Here is a 21,496-nt window from a genome sequence, read left to right as displayed (position 1 = left end):
CTAACGGCGCACCTGCCCGTCGCCGAGGACGATGTACTTCTCGGTCGTCAGCCCCTCGAGACCGACCGGCCCCCGTGCGTGCAGCTTATCGGTGCTGATGCCGATCTCCGCCCCGAGTCCGTACTCGTAGCCGTCGGCAAAGCGCGTCGAGGCGTTGACCATCACCGAGCTGGAGTCGACCTCACGCAAGAAGCGCTGCGCCTTGGTGTAGTTCTGCGTCACGATAGCCTCGGTGTGGGCCGAGCTGTAGCGCTCGATGTGGGCCAGTGCTGCATCGAGATCGTCGACCACGGCGATGCTCAGGATCGGCCCCAAATACTCCGTCGCCCAATCCTCCTCGCTCGCCGGGTGCGCCGTCGGGACTAGGGCGCAGGTCCGCGCACAACCGCGCAGTTCGATACCGGCGTCGGTCATCTGCCGGGCGATCTCCGGGAGCATCCGCTCGGCAACGGCGGCGGCGACGAGCAACGTCTCCATGGTATTGCAGGTGCCGAGGCGCTGCGTCTTGGCGTTGACGGCGATCGCCACCGCCTGATCGAAATCGGCCTCATCATCAATATAGACGTGACAGATGCCGTCGAGGTGCTTGATCACCGGCACCCGTGCCTCGTTGCTGATCCGCTCGACCAGTGACTTACCACCGCGCGGCACCAGCACATCGACATACTCCGGCATCTGAATCAGCGCCCTGACCGCATCGCGATCGGTCGTCGCAATCACTTGCGCACCGTCCCCTGGCAAGCCCGCCTGCTCAAGACCGGCGCGGACCTGCTCGGCGATCGCCCGATTGGAGCGAATCGCCTCCGAGCCGCCGCGCAGGATCGCTGCGTTCCCCGATTTAATGCAGAGTCCGGCAGCGTCGGCCGTCACATTCGGGCGCGACTCGTAGATGATGCCGATCACCCCGAGCGGGACGCGCATCTTACCGACCTGAATCCCCGAGGGGCGAGCGGCAAGATCACGCACCGCACCGACTGGATCGGGCAGTGCGGCGATCTCACGTAAGCCGTCGGCCATCGCCTGGATGCGCTCCGGAGTCAGCTCCATTCGGTCGATCAAGGCCGCCTCAAGACCGGCTTCACGGGCAGCGGCCAGATCCTCGGCATTGGCCTGGGCGATCGCCTCGGCGTGGGCCTCGATGCGCGCGGCCATGGCGTGCAGAGCGTTGTTGCGCGCGGCGGTGGAGGAGCGCGCCAAGAGACGACTGGCTGCGCGCGCGCGCTGACCGACCTCGTGCACCATCGCGGTGATCGAGCCTGCAGCGGAAGTTTCAGTACTCATGCACCCTCTCCTGAGTTATCGATTTGCTACCTTATTCAGCCACCTTATTGATTCGGCGACCTTTCAGCTACCCTTCGCAGTCGCTGCACAATCGCCCTGGGCGTATGCTGGACTTATGCTGGGCTTATGGTAGCAAAGCCGCCGAGCCGCCCCCCCACCCCAAAAAATAAAATTCAGCCGAGCGCTCGCGCCAGCCGCAAGACCAGCGCACGCAGTTCCTCTTGCGGACGCCCCGGGGGCACCCCCTTGATGGCGCAATCGACGCGGTGGCAGCGGCGCAACAGCTGCCGCCAAGTCGCCAACGGCAACCGACGCGCTGCCCGCTGCAGCCGCTCGGCCCGCCACCTCCAGATCCGCTCACGCGTCAACACCGCCTGCTCGGCACCAGCGGCGAGGCGCGCGGCCACCCGAATATCGCGCGCCAACGCCCAGAGGATCAGCTGCGGCGCCACCCGCTCGGCGTAGAGACCGTTTAAGATCCGCTGCGCCCGCACCAACTCGCCGGCGAGTGCGGCATCGGCCAAGTCATCGACGCCGTAACGGGCGCTATCGGCCAGGGCCTGCCGCGCGGTCGGACCATCGACCGGCCCCTTACCGACCAACAGGCGCAACTTCTCGATCGCCTGGTCAGCGGCCAGCAGATTGCCCTCGGCCAAGTCGCTGATCGTCGCCACCGCCTCACGCTCGGGGATCAACCCAGCGGCGCGCAAACGCTGCTCAACCCACTGCGGCATTTTACCCGCTGACAGCGGCCAGCAGTAGACAAAGATTCCGGCCGCGGCCAACGCCTTCACCCACGCCGACTCCCGAGCGGCCCGTTCGAGCCGGCCACAAGTCACCAGCAGCACGGTGTCGGCAGGCGGCTTCTTACAATAATCCTGCAGTGCCGCCGATCCGGCAGAGCCCGGTTTAGCGCTCGCCATACGCAACTCCAGCAGCCGCCGCTCGCCGAAGAGCGACAGGGTCGCCGCAGTATCGTAGAGTCGTCGCCAGTCGAAGTTTGTCTCGACCTCAAGCACTTCGCGGGCGCTATACCCAGCCTGCCGTGCCGCAGCCCGCACCGCGTCACCCGCCTCGCGCTGCAACAGCGGCTCCTCACCGGCGATCAGACAGACCGCCGGGAGCTGCGTTTTAAGCCGCCGATAGAGTGCTTCGGGATGCTCGGGTTTAGACACGACCTAGAGCGCCTGGATGCGAAGCAAAATCATGCGCAGCGCATCGCGGCGCAACTCCTCTTCGAGTTCGTCTTCACGCTGGCGCCGGGCATCGGCCCCGCCGGCCGGCTCAGCAAAGGTCCGGGAACTCTCAAAACGTTGACGACTCAGGCGCCGCTCGCCGTCGACAGCGCTGACGCTGTAGTCGATCCGGTAGTAAAGGCGGTAGTCCTGGGCATCGCCACCGACGCCGACCGCTCCCGTCTCACGCTCCCGCTCCTGATCGTGGAGGGTCAACACCCAGTCGGCCTCGCCACGGCTTGAAACGTAGCGACCGCCGGCAAGTTCAATGGCACGCCTTGCCTCGCTGTAGAGCGAGGCGCTGCCGACCTCATCAGCGAGATAGACGCCCTGGCCGTCGAGCGATGCCCCGGCACCTGAGCCCCGCAGCTGCCAGCCACAAGCAGTCAGCCACGGCAGCGCCAGCGGCAGCAGCAGCAACGCCACCGCCATGCAGCGCCACCCTGCACAGCGATCGGCACCACCAGCGCTACGGCCAAGGCCGTCGCCGCCAATTCTGCCTCGACTGCCTCGACTGCCTCGACTGCTATCCATCCTACTGCGCGACCACATTGATCAACTTCTCCGGCACCAGGACGACCTTCTTGATCGCCTTCCCTTCGATAAAGCGCTGTACGTTCGCCTCGGCTAGAGCGGCCTCGCGCGCCGTCGCCTCATCGGCGCCGACCGGCAGGGTGACGTGGCCACGCAGTTTGCCGTTGACCTGCACCACCAGCTCGACCTCGGCCCGTGCCAGCGCCTGCTCATCGGCCTGCGGCCACGGCGCATCGACCACCGGGGTGGTATGGCCGAGTGCCGACCACAGATGGTGGCTCAGATGCGGGGTGATCGGTGCGAGGATCAGCACGGCCGCCTCCACCCCCTCGCGGACGATCCGCCGCGTCACCGGGTCGGCCTCCCCCACCGCCTTAGCGAGGGCGTTAGAGAGTTCCATAACGGCGGCGATCGCCGTGTTGAAGGTAAAGCGCTTACCGATATCGTCGCTCGCCTTGACGATCGTCTCGTGGACCTTGCGGCGCAGTGCCTGCTGCTCACTATCGAGCGAGGCCGTGCTGAGCGGCTCGCCATCGGCCGGCAGATCACCGTGCGCCAGGTGATCGCGCACCAAGGCGTAGAGACGACGAAGGAAGCGCGCCGCCCCTTCGACCCCGCTATCAGACCACTCGAGCGACTGTTCGGGGGGGGCGGCAAACATGGTGAAAAGACGCACCGTATCGGCGCCGAAGCGATCGACGAGGGCCTGCGGGTCGACCGTATTGCCCTTCGACTTCGACATCTTCACGCCCTCTTTGAGCACCATCCCCTGCGTCAACAGGCGGGTAAAGGGCTCATCGGAGTGCAGCAACCCCTCATCGCGCAGCACCTTATGGAAAAAGCGCGCATAGAGCAGGTGCAACACGGCGTGCTCGACACCACCGATGTACTGATGCACCGGCGTCCACTGATCGGCGCGCTCATCGAGCATGGCCTGATGCTGATCGGGGCAGGCGAAGCGGGCGAAGTACCACGACGACTCCATAAAGGTATCGAAGGTGTCGGTCTCGCGCTCGGCCGCCGCCCCGCACTGCGGGCACGTCGTGGCGTAGAACTCCGGCATGCTGCGCAGCGGCGAGCCGCCCCCGCTCAGATCGACTTGCTCGGGCAGCACCACCGGCAACTCCGCCTCCGGGACCGGCACGATCCCGCAGTGCGGGCAGTGGATCATCGGGATCGGCGCCCCCCAGTAGCGCTGTCGCGACACCCCCCAGTCGCGCAGTCGGAACTGGATGCGGCGCTCGCCCTGACCGGCGGCCTCGAGCCGTTCGGCGATCGCCGCGCTCGCACGCTCCGACGGCATGCCGCTAAAGGGCCCGGAGTCGACGAGCACACCAGGGGCAGTAAAGGCCCCTTCGCTGATATCGAGATCGCTGCCATCCCCCGGGTAGACGACCGGCTCGATCGGCAGCCCATAGGCGCGCGCAAAGGCCCAGTCGCGCTGATCGTGCGCCGGCACCGCCATCACCGCCCCCGAGCCGTAGCCCATCAGCACGAAGTTCGCGACCCAGATCGGGATCGGCTGACCAGTCAGCGGGTGGATCGCCGTTAACCCAGTATCGGCGCCACGCTTTTCGCGGGTCGCCAGATCCGCCTCGGCAGTACCGCCGGTGCGCGCCTCGGCGACCAGCTCGGCGATCTGCGGGTTGCTCTCCGCCAGCTCAAGACTGAGTGGGTGCTCGGGCGCCAACCCCATATAGGTGACGCCGTAGAGCGTATCGGGGCGAGTCGTAAAAACCGTCAGCTGCTCGTCACGACCGGTGATGGCAAAGCGCAGCTCAACCCCCTCCGAGCGGCCGATCCAGTTGCGCTGCATGTTGCAGACCTGTGTCGGCCAGCCGGGCAGCGCATCGAGCCCAGAGAGCAATTCATCGGCGTAGTCGGTAATGCGCAGAAACCATTGCGGGATCTCACGCTGCTCGACCAGCGCCCCGGAGCGCCAGCCCCGCCCGTCGATCACCTGCTCGTTGGCCAGCACCGTCTGATCGACCGGATCCCAGTTGACCACGGCCGTCCTCCGGTAGACCAACCCCTTTTGATAGAGGCGAATAAAGAGCCACTGCTCCCAGCGGTAGTAGTCGGGATCACAAGTCGCCAGCTCGCGCTGCCAGTCGTAGCCAAAGCCGAGGCGCTGCAACTGCTCACGCATCGCGGCGATGTTCTCGCGGGTCCACGCTGCCGGCGCCACACCGCGCTCAATCGCCGCGTTCTCGGCCGGCAGACCGAAGGCGTCCCAGCCCATCGGCTGCAGGACGTTATGGCCCTGCATCCGCTTATAGCGGCTGACCACATCGCCGATGGTGTAGTTGCGGACGTGGCCCATGTGCAGCCGCCCACTCGGATAGGGAAACATCGAGAGACAGTAGTACTTCGGACGCGGGTCGTCCTCGTGGGCGCGGAAGGTCTGCTTCTCCTCCCAGTAGGCTTGCGCTGCGGCTTCAATGCGGTGCGGTTGATACTGCTCTTCCATTGCGTTGGGTTCTCGTGCGTTGGGTTCTCGGCTTACGCTTCTCGGTGTAGTGTCGGTGTAGTGGAAGTGTGGTGGTGAGTGTGAGTGACAAGGTGTCGAGCACCTAAGGATAACGCACGGCGAGTTGCAACCGAAGGGAAGGGATCGCAAAACGTGATCGGTATACGCGATCGGAGCCTAGCACTGCAGTGCGCTTCGCCACATCGCCGCGTGCACCACGTGCCAGACGCGAGGTGCACACTGCAAAGCGCCCGGTGCAGCGTGCTGCAAAGTACCAGCCCGCAACGCGCCAACAGCACCGTGCCCGGTGCAACACGCTTCGCCAGAGTGGTATTCTTGCTAGCTAGGGGCCTTCGCGACAAAAGATCAGCGACCCGCGCCGAGGGGCGCGGCTTGATTCGAGCAGCCCACCCGATTAGCGCCCCGGAGCGGTCTGGGAGCCGTTGCAGGAGGAATCGATAGATGACGGACGTCGGATCACCCGATCAAGAGCGCCTACGCACCGGCTACGAGCGCATGCTGGCACATCTGCGCGAGCGCTTCGCCGCCGCCGATAAAGAGGTCCCCTCCTTCGCCGAGGCGGTCACCGAGACGCAACAACAGATGGTCGAAGCCGGCGAACTCAGTGCTGCAGAGGCGGAGCAGGTCGCCCGCTACCTACGCCGCGATGCCGAAGAGGCCGGGGCGTGGCTGGCGCAGCGGGCCGACGACGATCCGCACCTCGGTGACTGGCTGCGCATGGATCTGCAGATGCTAGAGAGCTGGCTATGGGACGCCTTCTCCTCCATCGCCGATCGCACCAAACTGGAGCTGCAAGGCTTTACGACAACCGGGGAGCCGAGCCTCTATCACACCGGCGAGGTCTGCGGCCCGGGCACTCTACAGTGCCTCGCCTGCGGGCGCGAGATCACTTTCACCCGTCCCGACCCGATCCCGCGCTGCCCCGGCTGCGAGCAACGTGACTTTGTGCGGATCGGCGGTGGCAGCGATACCGGGGAGACGGCTTAAGACCTCCCCGGGACGGCATTAGACGGTGGCTGTACGGGCATGGATCGTCCGCCCAATCCCTTCTCAATTCGGCGTCAGCCGGTCTGTGCCCGCATGGGCGTCCAGTCGCCCTCGTGCAGCTGGCTGCCCCGCCGCGGGCGCCACTAATCAACCCCACAGAACTATCAGTTTTTCTGATCGCCAGCGTTAGAAACTCGCATGGTTCGCGCATCGTGTTACGATTTGCGCGGTCGCAATCTAGCGTGCCTGGACGGCTCGCCCGCGTACTACAGCAGACGGGCCGGGCTCAAACTGCTCCTCGCTGTAGAGTGTTTTAGGCTCCGGAACGAAATGAAGGGAATCGCATCGTAAGCGCTATAGGGTAGGCCGCCATGCTGCTCACGCTCTCAAGGCTGCGGCGCCTTACCGTTCGCGCCCGCATCCTCATCCTGGTCACCCTGCTCCCCGCCGGTCTCCTCACGGCCGGTCTGATGGCGACGCTAGACGCCCGCAGCCAAGCCATGGCGGAGCGGAAAAATGCCGCCCGTTACGTCGTTGAAAGCGCCGCCACCCTGGTGGAGTCGTACGCAGCGCGTGCCGCCCGTGGTGATCTTACCCAGGAGCAAGCCCAGAAGCGCGCCGTAGAGGCGATTGAGGCCATGCGCTATAGCCACTACGACGATGGCTCGCGCGAGTATCTGTGGATCAACGATCGCGAACCCCGCATGATTGTTCACCCGATCATGCCCGAACTCAACGGGCGCTACGTCGGCGACTTTCAAGACAGCGCCGAAAACCGCCTCTTTGCCGCCTTTGTCGAGATTGTCGACGATCGGGGCAGCGGCTATTACCGCTATCGTTGGCCGCTGCCGGGCGATCCGAACGGTCGCGAAGCGGAGAAGATCTCCTACGTACAGGGGATTGATGCGTGGGACTGGATCGTCGGCTCCGGGGTCTATGTGGAGCGCATCAACCAGGCGGCGTGGGCCTTTGCGGCACGCTTTGCCGGCGTAACCGCGGCGCTGACTGCCCTCTTTCTCGCCGGTGCGCTGCTCATTGCACGCAGCATCACGCAGCCGCTGCGGCGTGCCGAATGCGGCGTCAAAGAGATGGCGAGCGATCTGACCTCTTCACAGCACCTGAATGCGCACGGCAACGATGAGATCACCACCTTAGAGCGGGGGGTGAATCAGCTCATCACTGCGCTGCGGCAGAGTAGCGAGGAGACCGAGCGGGCCCGCCGCACAGCCGAACGCGCCAGCCAAGCCAAATCGGAGTTTCTCTCGGTGATGAGCCATGAGCTGCGCACCCCGCTCAACGCCATGCTCGGGTTCGCTCAACTGCTGGAGCGGGAGGGGGAGATATCATCGGCTCAGCGCCGCGAACACGCCCACCACATCTTCAGAGCCGGCAGCCACCTACACGACCTGCTCGGTGATATCCTCGATTTCGGTGCGCTTGAGACCGAAGCGCTGACGCTTCACGCCGAGGCCGTAGTCATTGCCGCGCTCTGCGAGGAGAGTATAGCGCTACTGCGCCCTGTCGCCGCTGAACGCGGGATTGAGCTTCGCCTTAGCCTCCCAGAACGGCCCGAGACTCTTGTCCACGGCGACCCGGTGCGTATCAAACAGATCCTCAGCAACTTGATCTTAAACGGCATCAAGTACAACCACCGCGGTGGCCACGTCACCCTACGCTGCCGCGCGACCGATCAGGCAGCACTTCTTGAGATCGAAGACGACGGCGACGGTATCGCCCCGGAGATGCAAGAGCGCATCTTCATCGCCTTCGACCGCGCTGGCCGTCAGCACGGCAACATCCCTGGGGTCGGCCTTGGGCTAAGCTTCTCGAAGCAACTCGCGGAGCGGATGGACGGCGATTTGGAGCTATCCAGTAGCACCGCGGGGCGCGGCAGCACCTTCTGCCTGCGTTTGCCGCTAGCGGCTAAGATCAGCGGCGATGGCCAACCGGTCACCCACACCGCCCCCTTCACCGCTACCGATCATCCCCGCGCAGACCGTAGTGATCCCTCCCCAAGGCCGATCAGCGTAGAGGGATCGCGCACCGCCCCCAAGTGGACAGCCCGATCCGCCCCCTTGCGGGTATTGCACATCGAGGATCAGGAGCTCAATCGGCTGCTGGTCCGCGGACTGCTGAGTAAATACCCTACAGTCTGCCTCCGTGAGGCGGATACCGGCGCCAGCGGCCTAGCGGCACTACAACGCGAAAAGCCGGACGTGGTTCTGCTCGATCTGCACTTAGGAGATTGCCACGGTACCGAGATCCTCTGGGCAATTCGCCGCGATCCGCAGCTAGCCGCCATCCGAGTCATCGCGGTTACTGCCGACACCCGTAGCATCGACCCCGCCGCGGCCGCGGCATTCGATGCCGTAATCGGCAAGCCCCTCCAACTCACCGACCTCGAACAAGCCCTGATCTTCGATACGCCGTCGATCCCGGGGCGCTGAGCACCTGGCATTCGGCAGCGGGGGGGTGATCATCGCTTGGTCGACTTTGCCAAACAGCACCCAGCGTTTGTCCTTCGGGACTCTGCCACACTGCAGAAGCATGGCGGTGGCGAGGGCTTTTCCTGGGAGCGCCGGCGTCCTCGCCGGCATTCTTCTCATGCATGCCGGCGAGGACGCCGGCGTTCCCAGGCGGCGACCGCTACCCTCCGCTCAGTGGCGGGCTTGTGGACCAGTGAATGATCAAGGCCGCAGCGGGCAGCGGGAGTAGGAAGTTTGGAGGCTTTTTGGCAAAGTGGACCCAACGATGATCGCCCCATGGGGGTGTAATGGCGACGCGGACGGAGTGTTGAGGGGCGGATGAACAAAATTATAGCAAGGGCAGTACCGGAGGTAAAACCTGGGCGGGGCTCGATAACGGGCTTTGCTGGCTTTGCCAGCCTTACTAGCTTCGGAGACTCCGCCAGTTCAACCCTCTCAACTCGCTCCATCCGCCATTCAAGGGGCGCCGTAGCAGCCATGGTGCTCGGCTGGGCGCTTGCTGGAGCGACAGGCTGCGAAAGCCTGAGTGAAAGCCTGGGGCTGTCACAGACCGAACGTGACGCCGAGCAGACGGCCGCCTCAACCCCGCTGCCACCGCTCGATCTCTTCGCGATGACCGATCCCGAGCAACTGCGAGTCGCTGAACGCTTGAGTGAACTCGAGTTCGGCCCGCCGATGCAGATCACCGCCTTCTACCCTAATCAGGCCAATCGGCTGTGGCTGTCGAATGCCGGCGAGGGGGCTCAGCCACGCAGCGGCTACCACGAAGGGGCAGCAACGGCAGGCCACGAGGGGTGGCAGACCTTCGAGCCCGGCAGCCCAACCGGCTGCTGGAACTGCCACGCCGACCCGGAGTACGGCCACGGCGGGATCGCCGAGGAGTGGGAGTGGGCCGCGTTCAGCCCCTTCGAGATGGATGTCGATCTCAACGCAGCAACCACGGACTACGACAAGCCGGGCACGCGATCGCTGGAACTGCGCGCCGCGCGCGACGACGACTACCTCTATATTCACGCCTCTTGGCTCTCCACGACCGATGCCAGCGGTCGCGGTAGCGGCGAACCGGGACCGAACATCACCCACCAGACCTATCGCTGGAGTGCCGATGCGCAGGCCTTCGGCGATCGAGGGACGCAACGCAACGCCGGCCCTGAGCGCGCCGATCCGGTCAGCCCCGACGATCTCGCGGCACACGGGCGTTTTGACTACGAAGAGCGCTTTGTAGCCATGAGCGCACCGGCGGCGCAGCCCGTAACCGACGCCTTTGCCGGGGGCGAGAGCGGCAACTTCAACGCCCACGGCTGTTTCATGGCCTGCCACAACGATCTGCGCAACATGCCCGGTGCCCACGAGCCGAGCGCCGACGACGTCGCCGGCACACTCCTTGAGGGACGCTCCGATCTGCGCCACTACACCCTCAATAGCCGCAACCTAGAGGGCCAGGAGCCCGATGCCTATCAAGTCGCCGAGCGGCTGGCCACCCGCTACGCGGGCAACAACACAGAGGCGCTTGCCGACTCGTTGGCGCAGGGGCGTTTTCTCGATCTCTTCCAAGTGCGCACGGGGCGATCGGCGCCAATGGGTCACGCCTCGGCAGACTACGTCTACCACTATCGCCTGGGCAATAACGCACACGTTGAAGCGGATGAACGATTCGCCGCAAGCGGCCGCAGCAACTGGCGTAACCAGGACCCCGGCGATGGGGTCGAGGGCGACGGTTACCTTCGTTACCTCTACGACCCGCGGGAGACCGGGTTTTGGGGGCTCAGTGAGGACGATTTCGCCGAGCAGCGGCGTGAAGGAGCGGGGCCGCTGATCGTCGAACCAGGCCACCCACGCAACAACGCCATCGATCTGGCCAAGGATGACCACCTGATCGCTTGGGACGGCGAGGCGTATATCCTGCAGGAGGACTTCGGCCCCCACGGGAGCGCCGGTGACGCCTTGAGCGACGTCCTAGAAGACGGAATCTTGATCCCCAGGCGGGTCCTGCAGGAGGCCGAGGGGGCGCAGAGCCGCGCTTGGGCCTTTACCGGCTGGAGCAAGACTGACGACGGGACGGGCCGTTACGACGTCGTCGTGGTGCGCCCGCTCGAAGCCAAAACGCGCGACGGGCAACTGATCACCGATCACGACCTGGGAGAGGCGCTCGAGGAGGCCGGACTGACCTTCGGCTTCGGCATCCACGATGATCACGTCGGAAATCGCAGCCACTACGTCACCCTTCCGGTCGGGTTGGTCGCCGAAGGGAGCGAAACCGCTTACTTAGAGGCCGTAGCGTCGCTCTACGACACCGACCCCGACGGTCTGCGCGGGCGGCTGCCGCTGATTAGGGTCGCTAGAAACGAGTGAGCGTGACCCGATTAGCGCTCACGCGACTCCCGAAGCGCCTCAAGAATGTTTGAGGTCGTGACTCCCGTGCTTACTCCAGGCACGTCAAACGGTGACTTTGACTCCTTGCGCTTCGCGCGGAGTGAAAATGTGCTGCCGTCCTTTCTCCTGATCTCCACCTCTTCTCGCTGAGCTAGGGCCAGCAATTTCGACAAGTTTTGCCGGGCTTCAGAATACGTAAACACCCTCATCATGTTGACTCCAGTAATGTGACCCCGATCTCTGCTGCCACCTGCTTTATACGGCGATCAAGAGTCAGTAATGGGCACGATCGTTCCCTTGCGCATTGCAGGAAATATGCGTCATAGGCGTAAATACTTTGCTCCAGAGCAAGCCGCAGCGAACTATGTATGTCCGTGGACACCAACCGAACAGGGATGCGTCCCACCGACCTCTCAGCCTCCAGGGCCTCTGATTCGGTAAGTTGGCGTCGCTTAACCATTGCCGAAAGCGCGTTCCCGACCTCATACGGCAAGATTTCAGGCGCCAACGCCGACACACCGGTCGTGAGCGTGATGATCCGGTCTTTCTCTGGCTCGTTCAGAGCAACCGCAAGAAAGATGTTCGTGTCGGCGACGATGTCCATATAGACAATTGTACGATAGGCAGTTGGACTGGCCTAGGCCTACCGTGCCGAACTGTGCGCGATGCGCTCGCCGCGCAGGGCGATGGCGGTCTCGCCGCTGACCACGATGCGCTCACCCCAGATGCACAGCGCCCCCGTCGCACTCACGGTGACGCCGGCCGACTGCGCAGCATTGGCCAGCGTCACCGTACCTTGGATGCTCGTCAGTGCGACCCCGGCGCCGGCCCGCACTACCATGGCACCATTTGGGGCTGCGGCAGTTACGTCACCGGCTGTAGCAGTAAACTCCATCCCGTGCTCAGCGTGCCCGCTTACGCTGTCGCTGACATCGACGGTGAGCGCACGGCCGCTGCGCCACGCCAAATCCTGCCCGGCGCTGCCGGTGACGCCGACGCCCCCAGTGGTGACGCTGCCAGCGGCACTGCCAGCGAGGCGATAACGGACGTTCGCTGCCGATTCGTTATACGCCGAACCGTTGTGGAGCTGCAGGTGTTCGCAGCCTGTGACCCGCAGCTGATAGTCACCACCACACGACTCGCTCTGGTCGATCGCACTCTCCAGCCTCAGCGCACCGTCGCGACAGCGCAGGTGCACGCGATCGGCACCCATACCCTGACCGCCCTGCCCTCTCTGACCATCCGATCCGCCCTGCCCCGCCGCCATCTCCAGGCAGTTCGCCTGCTGCGGGCCGTGGAGCAGTAGCCGTGAGCCGGCGGCCGCGGTCAAACCGGCACCGTGGAGGCTCAACCCCTGTCCAGCCGCTGTGACATAGCCGCCATCGCGCCCATAGCTGCGACCCGCCAGGTGCCGCTCTTGATCGGTCGGGATCACCCCTAAGATGATCGGCAGATCGGGGTCGTGATTGAAACAGGAGACGAGGATGTGATGACCGGGCAGCAACGGCGTCTGCCAGCCGGCCCGCTGCACCGCCGGGGCGGCGTAGGGCACTAAACGTGGCAGCGCCGCCCCGGCGACAGCGGCCTGGGTAACGGCAGGCGGCACGCCTGGCAGACGCACGGCAACACCGCCGTAGCCGGTCGGAGCGCCGACGACCTCAGCCTGCATCACCAGCGGGCGCGGCTGTGGCGGCGGCTCGGGTGGACGGTAGTGCAGCACTTGCGCCGCATTCAGCTCCGGGAGAGCGGTGATCTCGGCCGTGTAACAATCACCCACAGCGCCATCGATGCGCAGTCGATGGCGCACCGCCGTGATCAAATGACGCCCCTCGACACCTGACCGCAGCGCCCCGGCAGCATCGTCGCACTCTCCTTCAATACAGACGTTCAGCCCAGCGCTAAGATCGGCACACGGCCCCCAGGCATGCACTTGATAGGCGGCGGCCTGCGCCCGCTCCGCCCGCACTCGCTGCAGCCAGACCGCCTCTTCGTAGCAATCGGTGCGCGCCGCAGCACGCATCTCGACCGCCGCCGGCGTCGGCGGGGCACGACGGACAAGACGCACGCCGGCCAGGTCGTAGCCTGGATGCGAGCGATTCGCCACAGCGCCCTTTTCCTCACCAGAGGCCCTTTCACCGCCATCGTCTGCAGCCTCATCGACTCCGACCAGCGCCGCTGCAACCGCCCCCGGAGGGGCAACCCGCAGCGGTCTGCGGCGTACCGGCAAATCGGCCGAGTCGACGACGAAGCGCAGCCGCTCATCTCCATCGTCGCTCAATTGATCGCCCGACTTGCAAGCCGATCTGTCGCCCCATTTCTGGTCCCATTCCTGGCCCAATCCATGGCCCGATTTTTGGCCCGATTCGTCTCCCAGTCCACCGCCCGACACCGCTTCCTGTCCAGCACATTGCCCGGAACCTGAAGCACCAGCACCTGACCCAGCGCCAATCCACGCATAATAGATACCGAGTCGCGCCAGGAGTCGCTGCAGCAGCGCCCAGCGGCTCTCGTCGGCTTGCAAGACGTAGCGACGCGCGGAGAGCTCAGGCGGCACCCGCCACTCGATCGCCGTCTTCGGGTAGCCGACCTCCGCCAGCACACTCGGCACCCAGGTGGCCAGATCGACCGGGCTATAGAGGCGCTGCTCACTCGCGCCATCAAGCAGCACCAGACGCGGCTCGATGATCGCCGTGAAACGACGCGCCGTGCATCCCGAGGCAGCAGCAGTATACCGATGGGGCTGCTGCCCCGTGAGTGGGCCAAGGGCCAACTCAGGCTCGCTGTCACCACTGCACCAGTAGGTCACCACACCGCTCACCTGGCGCTGACCGCAGTCGCCGTTGCCCCAACTCAGCAGCGCCGGCGATCCCACGACCGACTCTGTGGGCACCTTCGCGGACGAAGCCCCGGACGAAGCTGCAGACGAAGCCGCGGAGAAATCCGCGCAAGCGCCGCTTTGATCAGACGGCGCCCCCGCCAGCGCGTCAGCCGCCGCCAGCACGCCGGTCACCCGATAGTGAAAGGGCTCTCCCAGCGCTTCGTAACCCTCCATCGTCTCTACGGCGTAGTGCTGCTGACCGATGGTCAACCCTCCCCAAACCTCTGCTGCCCGCCTCACGCCCCGTTCTCCACAATTTCGTCGGCCTGCAGCACGATCTGCTGCTGAGCGCTCAGCGTCACTTCGAGGCCGCTGATCCGTATCTCACCGTCGGCCCCGATATAGATACCGCCGTGGGCATTGCCGATCGTCAACACTCCGTCGCCATCACTGATCACCGCCACATCGTGCGCGGCGCGCAGCGACAGATCGCCATCCGCCGCGGTAATCGCGAGATCGCCTGCTGCGCTTTGCAGACTCACGCCCTGACCGGCCTCGACGTTCACGGTTGTCGCGGCTGACAGCGTCGCTGCACCCGCAGCGGTCTGCCACGTCAAATCACCCGCTGTCGTCGTCACCTGCCAATCGCCGGCCGCCTGCCACGACAACGCACCACCACCGACCTCGACCGAGTAATCGCCACCGATCTGTGCCGTGTAGCTGCCAGCAACATCGAGCCGTCGATCAGCGCCACACACCACCGCCAGCGAACCGCCACAGCTGAGTGCTAGATCACCCTGCGGGGCGCGCAGCACCAACCGCGCTGCCGATCCCGTAGCGGACGACCCCGTAGCGGACGCGCCCGCACGCCCTGTTTGATTCTCGGTCTTGGCGGCTGTGTCACCGCTCTTAGCGCCCGTCTGGGTGCCCGTCTTACTGCCTATCTCGCCCTCCGCGTTGTCCTCGCCGCCCACCTTACCGACTGGCCTCTCTACCACCTCTGCAGCGATCGCCTCCCCAGCAACCTCACTCAAATCGCCACCCGCACCACCGGCCTCCATCAGCAGCTCCCCGGCGCTCGCCGCGGCAACCAGATGTAGCCGCTCGCCGCCCGGTCGATCGTCGCAGCTGAGCCGATGCCCAGCCGGGGTACATAACAGGTGCTCGTAGGGATTGAGGCCGGTGACCGGTAGCGGCTGCTGTTCACTGCCGAGAGCCCCGAGGACCACCGGCTGTTCGGCATCCCCGTCAAGGCCGGCGACTGCGACCTGGGTTCGCGGCAGCAACGGCCAGTGCATCCCGTAGCCGCGTCCGCCGTACGGCTGCAGCGACGGCACCGGGGGACTGGCAGTAGCGGGCGAAGCGTCGCTGCCGTCCAAGGCAAAACGCAGCCGATAGGCACCACTGCGATCGAGATGGGCTTGCCCGGGGGTCGTCCCCTCGATCTCGGCCAGCATCAAGCCACCCTGTACCGGAGGTGCGTAGTGCGCCCCGCGCCTTGGAGCCGCCACAAAAGAGGCTCGCCACTCCTGCTCTGGGTCCACCCCCGGATTCAGCCCCGGACCAAAACCTCTCCGGAGCGACGGCAGCAGAGCCATCACCGCCAGCGCCGATTCGCCGGCAAAGACCGGCAGCAACTGCGCGCGACAGACAAAACTCGCTCGTCCACAACCGGTACCGCCGTGCATGGCGGCCGCCTGATCCCCGGACTGCGCGACGTGAAGGACGCGGTAGGAGTCGTTGAGCGACGGATCTGGATGATCGGTCAACTGCAAGATCATGCCCGGTGCCAAACAGCAGTTGGTCTCGATCTCGACGCCGCCTAGCGTCTGCGGTGCATCGCCCGTCACCGCCAGTGCACTCCAGCGCCGCAGTGCATAAACACTCTTTCCGACCCCTTGCACTTGACCGCTGTGGCGATGGTACGACAGCGCCACCGTGCCACCCTCCAACGCAGTGAGATCGTCACCAAGCACCACGCTGACCCCCTCCTCCTGCTGCCGCAGCAGCAACCATAGGCCGGCCTGCGCAAGGAGCCGCTGCAGCAGTTCCCAGTCGCTTTCGTGGCTCTGGATTGAGAGCGGTCGTCGCCGCTCCTCGCCCGTGACCACGCTGACGACCTCTGCCCACGACGGCAGCCGTTCGGTGAGCAGCTGGCGTGCCGCTTCACTGGCCGTGGCGTTGCGCAGCACGCGCTGAGGAAAGTGACCGCAGAGCGCGTACAACGGCGAGCGCAGCTGCAACTCCAAACAACTCAGAGCGGTCGGCTGTGCAACCTCGGTACAGGCGGTGATGAGACCGTGAATGACGGACGGCTGCGGCGCTAAAGCGACCGCAAGGCTGGCCCTCTGCCCTAGCCACCCACTCGGGTCGAGCAGGTGGTTACTGGCGATCCGCACCCGATAGCAGGCGTCGAGATCGAACCCGGCCTCGCCGGCAAACAGCTCGACCTCGACATGATCGGGCGGCACGCCGGGGAGCTGGATGCGAAAGCGTCGGTGCTCGTGAGGGGCGGTGAGGGCATTGAAAGCGGTGGGTGTAGTAGGCGCGGCAGGTGCGATAGGCGATGCAAGACCCAGATCCATGGGGTGTGACTCCTTGTGATTCGAGAGGCATTCTTAATGCAGCCGTTGATACTAGCAGGAGCGCCGGCGTCCTCGCCGGCATTCCTCTCAATTTCTGCCGACGGGGACGTCGGCGTTCCCGGGGAAAGCGCTCGACCATTGCCATGCTTCAGCAGTGTGACAGCGTCCCGGAGGGCAAAAATTGGGTACGGATCAAAGCGCGTCGATAGACGGCGCCGCTACGCTCACCGAGACAGGTCGTAAAGCCGAGCCCGATTGATGCACCGGCAACTGCGCTTGATGTATCCGAAGCAGGTGTATCCGGAGAATCCCCTAGGCGCCAGCGCCGACAAGGCCCCGCTGGTGCTCTGGCAACATATTCGACTGCGTTCGTCGCCCCCAGATAGCGACGCAGGCCGTACCGTAAGCGCTGAAACGGCGTCCCTTGCGGATGGAGCATCGCCAGCGCTGCCGGATCGGGCAGTCTCACGTCGATCCGCGGATACCCGCCGGCAACCGCGACGTGCTCCCCCAAGGCGAAGTCCTCACCGAGGGTGAGGCCCGTCTGCGCACCAAGCACCCTACGCGCACCCAGGGCCGTCTGCACACCTGGGCGTGATCCCGCTCGATCGCCTCTGGACGTGATTCCACGCCGATCAGGCCGGCCTCCAGAGGCATTTGCAGGCACTGAAGGCACCGCCTGGCGCTGAACGCTGCACCCCGTTACGGTGACATCCAACACCCCACTCAACCGCTGTACCAGACGGCGCAGACCGGCGGCGGTTGGCCGCCGCTGGTGGAAGAGATCGAGCCCTCCGGGGGCCTCCGGAACCGCACCGAGGGAGCCACCCAAGGTGGCCAGGGCTCGCATCCACGGCGGCTGCGGTGCTGTCACCGTACCTAATGCGCCGAGTGCGCTGGATGCGCCTGGTGCGCCTGGTGCGCCTGAAGCGCCTGAAGCGCCTGAAGCGCCTGAAGCGCCTGAAGCGCCTGAAGCGCCCAGCGTGGGCCGTTGATCGACCGCCCGCCAAGTGGTGATCAAGGCAGCATAGACTGCATCATTGAGCCAATAGAGCAGATCGCGCACCGCAGCTCCGGTCGGATCGTCGCTCAGCGCCCGTTCTAACCAATAGTGCGGCAGTGGAGAGTCGCTGCCACAAAGCGCGAAACAGTTCACTTCCAAGCGCCAACGAGCGGCTGTGGCAGCCGTTGCCGGCATCAGGCTCGTGCGGCGAACTTCGCCGGCGGGGAAGCTGAGCAGCGGACTCGGCTGCACCCGATAGGAGACGCCAGCATCCTCGAAGAGGCGCACCTGCGCCCGCAACGTCTCAAGCTGCAGGGCCGACGGCAGAGGGCCGGGATCTGAGCCGAGGGCGACACCACCAGCGGCGTTGACACCGGCGCCCGCATCCGCATCAGCGCTCACGCCCAATAGGGCCGGTAAAAGCGCGGCCAACTCAGGAGACGCTGGTACAGCGCTCGAAGAGGTCATCGTAGGTACCGCAGCATCGGAAGATAGCACCGGATAGATGACCTCAGGCCGGAGCGCCTGTCCGACCACCAGCGCATCGCCACTCTCGGTGCCAATGCTGATGTCGGTGCCGGTGCCGGTGCCGGTGCCGGTCACTGCCGCAGTGACCGATCGACTCCCCAGAACAGCACCACCCCCCAAGAGGTTCGACTCTTCCCCACGCTCACCTGTCATCGCTCCGACGACCTCCTGCACGGGGTGCAGGTGTGCTATTTCCAAGTGTTCACCCGGCATCGGTCCAGCACTCCGCCTCGCCGCTCGGGGAACCGATCAGCTGCAACTCGACGTAGCGACCGAGCGGGGCCCACTCACAGAGCACGGCGTGCAGCCGCTCACCCAGCAGCAGTACCCGTGAAGGATCGGCGAGTTGGCGCTCATCGTAGGTCAGCCGCACCACCACCCCCTGCTCCAGCACCCCACGTCGCCAACGACTCACCGGTGCGCACTCGGCCGCCCCTAAGGCGGCCACTGTCCCCCGCGCTGCGGCGTTAGCACTGCGCAGCAGCTGTGCCACCAGACCGCGCAAGTGCAAACCGCTCGCCAATCGCTCCAAATCGGCCCGCAGCAAAACAGCCAGGGCCTGGACCTCCGCCGCTGTGGTCGGCGCCGGATAGAAGGGGGTTGGCCGACGCAAGTTGGTCACCGTCACCCCTTCAGCGACCCCCGGCCCCCAGCTTGTCACCTCCCCTCGCCCAAGATGCAGGCGCGGTAGCGGGCCGTGCGAGCAGAGCACCGAGCAGGAGAGCGTCTGCGTCGCAGCGGCAGCCGGCAACTCAATCAGCGGCTCGCCGAGACCACCGCCGCGATCGCGCCGCATCACTCGAAAGAGTGCCGCCTCACTCGCCCCGCCCAACCCCCATGAAGCGATCGGGGTATAGGGAAGCTGTGCCCCACTGTTGGCATCACGACCCTGCACCGAGATCACACGGTGGACGACCCGCGCCCCAGGACCATCGCCGTGGCTGCGCACCGGGGCCAAACGCATCCCGGGGGCTAGGCGCACCGGTTCGGCCTCAACCGGCCACAGATTGACCGCCGGCACACAGCCGTAACGCAGCAGATTGGTGCGCTGCGCCGCGGCGACGGGCGCAGCACAGGCGAGGTCCAGGACGATCTCAATCCCCGCGCAGGCGCTCGGATAGTCGAGCGTCTCGAGTCCATTCAGGTTGACGAAGAGCAGCTGCTCGCTGGCGTGAAAGAGATCTTGCAGCCGTCCCAGGGCGGGGTTTTCGGCCAGCGGCGAAGCGGCCAGCTGACCGCGCTCATACGGCAGGGCGGCGGTGACAGGGGCGGCGACGTGCAGCTGCTGACTGCCAAAGCGGCCAGCAGCACCGCTGTAACCACCGGTCGTGCCCTCAGCGAACGAACCAGCGCGCAGACCAGGGAGCGGGAACGGATGGACAGTCACCCGCTCGACCTTACGCAGCAAGGCAGCGCGCAGCGCCTCGGCCAGCGCCGGCTCCGCATCGATCCACAGCGGAAGCTCGCGCAGCGCCTGCGGCTCGGCAAAGAGATTAGGGTGGCCGTGCAGGCGCAAGTGCAGTGAACTCCCCCCGGTCGGCACGTCAATCCAGCGCGACTGCTCAAGCGTCAAGGCACGAATATGCAACGGGCGCAGAGTAGCAAACGGGATCCTGACCCCACCGGCGGCCGCGATCGGTTCAGAGTAAGCCAGTGCCCCGAGCGGCACCTCGGCCTCGGCCAACCGCTCAGGATCGAGCCCGACTTGCAAGACGGTCGTACTCGGATAGGGCTCGATCAGCTCGGGGGCGATCTCCTCAAGGAGCTGCTCATGAACCACCGATAGCGACTGTTCGACCTCCTGACGCACTCCGGCCGTCAGATAGGCGACCCCTTCGAGGAGGCGCTCGACGTAGGGGTCGCGATCGTGCACCTCATCAAGGTTGAGCATACGCGCCTGCTCCGGGTGGGCCCGAGCCAACTCGGCCCCGCCCTCAATCAACCGCCGCATCTCCTGCGCGAAGGCCTCTTGCATCCTCATTTAGTGCGCCTCCGCAGCGGTTTTGCGGTTGTCACGAGCGGTTACATGATCGGTTGAGCTCAACGCCTGCACGGAGCCGTTGCCGCAGAAGCCGAAGCACGCTCCGAGGGTGGTGTCGTCGGACAACTCAGCGGTTACGACGATCTCGACGACGTGCTGCCCCCGCGCCCGCGGCATGCGAGCGAGCACCTCAACGCTGCGCACCCGCGGTTCAAAGCGCAAAATGAGCGCCTGAATCTGCGCTGCGAGCCAGGGCGCTCGGTAATCGAAGTCGGCATCAATCGCCGGCGGCGCCGCAACACCGTACTCCGGCATGTGAACCAGACTGCCGCGCCGCGCGCTGAGCAGGCGTTGAATGTGGTGGTGTACGCTCGCCCCAAGACCGGGCAGCTCATCAGGATCGACGGTTTCAAAGATATCGAGCAATCCGGCTCCGCTCATTGCGCCTCCTTGGCATTGGCAACCTTGGCGTTGGCTGTCTATCTGCGCGTTGTCTGCGCTACTCCGCTACTTCGCTGCTTGCACTCGCCGCTGTTTCGGCCGAGAGCCCCTTCATGAGTGCGGGCCTTCCACCCGCCGGGCCTTGCGGCTCTGCTCCGCTCCGCTGCATTGCGTTGCATTGCGTTGCGTTGCGTTGCGTTGCGGAACTCACCACAGCACCGCTTTACAGCACCGCTTACCGTCCTTCAGTCCACGAGTCGGAGAACTCGATGTTGCCGTCGATGTAGGCCCAGGTAATGCGCCCGTAGCGGATCGCCACTTGCTCCATGTGCGGGAAACGCTCCTTGTCATACTCCTTGACGTTGTGCATCACCGGCTTGACCGAGGTGATCTTGACGTCGTTGAGGGTGTGGCGGAAGTACTCTTTTTCATTGCCGGTCTCATCGATCTGATACCAGCTCAGCACCAGCTCCTCGAGCGTCTGCCCCTTGCTGCACGCCTTGTAGAGGTAGGGCGAGGAGGCATCGAAGGCCTTCGTCAAGACGAACGCCTCGTGTTTGCGGGTACCGGTCAGCGCCCCAGTATCGTTATCGGTCGGGATGCGCAGTTCGTGTTCGAAGCCGAGCACTTCGATACTGCCCTCACGATCCATGACGCTGACCGAGCCCTCGATCTCGTTGCCTTGATCGTCCGTGAGCCACATATATGCAGGCATTGCCATTTTTTACTGCTCCTTCCGTGTGCGTTCCGTGA

14 protein-coding genes are annotated in these 21,496 nt (G+C 65.1%); 3 read left to right on the top strand and 11 right to left on the bottom strand.

Annotation, left to right across the window (positions count from 1 at the left end; genetic code table 11):
* The 4 genes from CKO15_RS01990 to leuS all read right to left on the bottom strand — a co-directional run bounded on the left by CKO15_RS01990 (position 1) and on the right by leuS (position 5,520).
* Positions 1-1,281: a glutamate-5-semialdehyde dehydrogenase gene (locus tag CKO15_RS01990; protein ID WP_200192004.1), complete on the bottom strand. Its 1,281-nt coding sequence runs from the start codon at positions 1,279-1,281 to the stop codon at positions 1-3.
* A 173-nt stretch (positions 1,282-1,454) separates the two neighbouring features.
* Entirely contained in the window at positions 1,455-2,456 is a 1,002-nt protein-coding gene (holA, locus tag CKO15_RS01985; protein ID WP_200192002.1) for a DNA polymerase III subunit delta, read from the bottom strand.
* A gap of 3 nt (positions 2,457-2,459) precedes the next feature.
* Positions 2,460-3,050 carry an LPS-assembly lipoprotein LptE gene (locus CKO15_RS01980; protein WP_200192000.1) on the bottom strand — a complete coding sequence of 197 codons (591 nt, stop codon included), beginning with the start codon at positions 3,048-3,050 and terminating at the stop codon, positions 2,460-2,462.
* Position 3,051: 1 nt separating this feature from the next.
* Complete coding sequence (leuS, locus tag CKO15_RS01975) at positions 3,052-5,520, bottom strand: leucine--tRNA ligase (RefSeq protein WP_200191998.1); 2,469 nt, start codon at positions 5,518-5,520, stop codon at positions 3,052-3,054.
* Positions 5,521-5,982: 462 nt separating this feature from the next.
* Between leuS and CKO15_RS01970 the strand changes: the two genes are divergently transcribed.
* The 3 genes from CKO15_RS01970 (at position 5,983) to CKO15_RS01960 (ending at position 11,366) form a co-directional block, all read left to right on the top strand.
* Positions 5,983-6,528 carry a zinc ribbon-containing protein gene (locus CKO15_RS01970; protein WP_200191996.1) on the top strand — a complete coding sequence of 182 codons (546 nt, stop codon included), beginning with the start codon at positions 5,983-5,985 and terminating at the stop codon, positions 6,526-6,528.
* A 371-nt stretch (positions 6,529-6,899) separates the two neighbouring features.
* On the top strand, positions 6,900-8,975 hold the full coding sequence (locus CKO15_RS01965) for a hybrid sensor histidine kinase/response regulator (RefSeq protein WP_200191994.1): 2,076 nt from the start codon (positions 6,900-6,902) through the stop codon (positions 8,973-8,975).
* Between the two features lie 516 nt (positions 8,976-9,491).
* Positions 9,492-11,366 (top strand): ethylbenzene dehydrogenase-related protein, encoded by a 1,875-nt coding sequence (locus CKO15_RS01960; protein ID WP_200191992.1) that lies wholly within the window; start codon positions 9,492-9,494, stop codon positions 11,364-11,366.
* Positions 11,367-11,595: 229 nt separating this feature from the next.
* Here CKO15_RS01960 and CKO15_RS01955 read toward each other — a convergent pair whose 3' ends face one another.
* The 7 genes from CKO15_RS01955 to CKO15_RS01925 all read right to left on the bottom strand — a co-directional run bounded on the left by CKO15_RS01955 (position 11,596) and on the right by CKO15_RS01925 (position 21,464).
* A complete protein-coding gene (locus CKO15_RS01955; protein WP_200191990.1) occupies positions 11,596-11,991 on the bottom strand; it encodes a type II toxin-antitoxin system VapC family toxin in 396 nt (131 codons plus the stop codon).
* Positions 11,992-12,030: 39 nt separating this feature from the next.
* Positions 12,031-14,505 (bottom strand): contractile injection system protein, VgrG/Pvc8 family, encoded by a 2,475-nt coding sequence (locus CKO15_RS01950; RefSeq protein ID WP_200191988.1) that lies wholly within the window; start codon positions 14,503-14,505, stop codon positions 12,031-12,033.
* Positions 14,502-16,790, bottom strand: coding sequence for a contractile injection system protein, VgrG/Pvc8 family (locus CKO15_RS01945; RefSeq protein ID WP_200191986.1), 2,289 nt, complete (start codon positions 16,788-16,790; stop codon positions 14,502-14,504). The genes CKO15_RS01950 and CKO15_RS01945 overlap by 4 nt, the downstream gene beginning before the upstream one ends.
* 148 nt (positions 16,791-16,938) lie before the next feature.
* Positions 16,939-18,534 carry a type VI secretion system baseplate subunit TssG gene (locus CKO15_RS01940; RefSeq protein WP_200191984.1) on the bottom strand — a complete coding sequence of 532 codons (1,596 nt, stop codon included), beginning with the start codon at positions 18,532-18,534 and terminating at the stop codon, positions 16,939-16,941.
* Positions 18,524-20,302 (bottom strand): type VI secretion system baseplate subunit TssF, encoded by a 1,779-nt coding sequence (locus CKO15_RS01935; RefSeq protein WP_200191982.1) that lies wholly within the window; start codon positions 20,300-20,302, stop codon positions 18,524-18,526. Before CKO15_RS01935 ends, CKO15_RS01940 begins: the two co-directional genes overlap by 11 nt.
* Entirely contained in the window at positions 20,303-20,743 is a 441-nt protein-coding gene (tssE, locus tag CKO15_RS01930; protein WP_200191980.1) for a type VI secretion system baseplate subunit TssE, read from the bottom strand. It abuts the gene before it with no gap.
* Between the two features lie 235 nt (positions 20,744-20,978).
* Positions 20,979-21,464: an Hcp family type VI secretion system effector gene (locus CKO15_RS01925; RefSeq protein ID WP_200191978.1), complete on the bottom strand. Its 486-nt coding sequence runs from the start codon at positions 21,462-21,464 to the stop codon at positions 20,979-20,981.
* Between the last annotated feature and the right edge of the window lie 32 nt (positions 21,465-21,496).

This window comes from Halorhodospira abdelmalekii (genome assembly GCF_016583625.1).
In the GTDB taxonomy this organism is placed as follows: domain Bacteria; phylum Pseudomonadota; class Gammaproteobacteria; order Nitrococcales; family Halorhodospiraceae; genus Halorhodospira; species Halorhodospira abdelmalekii.
Note: the sequence above shows the minus strand (reverse complement) of the source record. Positions and strands in the feature narration are given on the sequence as shown.

Coding starts and splice junctions, on each gene's coding strand:
- CKO15_RS01945 (WP_200191986.1), bottom strand. CDS start 16,790: ATGGATCTGGGTCTTGCATCGCCTATCGCACCTGCCGCGCCTACTACA.
- CKO15_RS01990 (WP_200192004.1), bottom strand. CDS start 1,281: ATGAGTACTGAAACTTCCGCTGCAGGCTCGATCACCGCGATGGTGCAC.
- leuS (WP_200191998.1), bottom strand. CDS start 5,520: ATGGAAGAGCAGTATCAACCGCACCGCATTGAAGCCGCAGCGCAAGCC.
- CKO15_RS01925 (WP_200191978.1), bottom strand. CDS start 21,464: ATGGCAATGCCTGCATATATGTGGCTCACGGACGATCAAGGCAACGAG.
- CKO15_RS01980 (WP_200192000.1), bottom strand. CDS start 3,050: ATGGATAGCAGTCGAGGCAGTCGAGGCAGTCGAGGCAGAATTGGCGGC.
- CKO15_RS01935 (WP_200191982.1), bottom strand. CDS start 20,302: ATGAGGATGCAAGAGGCCTTCGCGCAGGAGATGCGGCGGTTGATTGAG.
- CKO15_RS01955 (WP_200191990.1), bottom strand. CDS start 11,991: ATGGACATCGTCGCCGACACGAACATCTTTCTTGCGGTTGCTCTGAAC.
- CKO15_RS01960 (WP_200191992.1), top strand. CDS start 9,492: ATGGTGCTCGGCTGGGCGCTTGCTGGAGCGACAGGCTGCGAAAGCCTG.
- CKO15_RS01970 (WP_200191996.1), top strand. CDS start 5,983: ATGACGGACGTCGGATCACCCGATCAAGAGCGCCTACGCACCGGCTAC.
- tssE (WP_200191980.1), bottom strand. CDS start 20,743: ATGAGCGGAGCCGGATTGCTCGATATCTTTGAAACCGTCGATCCTGAT.
- CKO15_RS01965 (WP_200191994.1), top strand. CDS start 6,900: ATGCTGCTCACGCTCTCAAGGCTGCGGCGCCTTACCGTTCGCGCCCGC.
- CKO15_RS01940 (WP_200191984.1), bottom strand. CDS start 18,534: ATGCCGGGTGAACACTTGGAAATAGCACACCTGCACCCCGTGCAGGAG.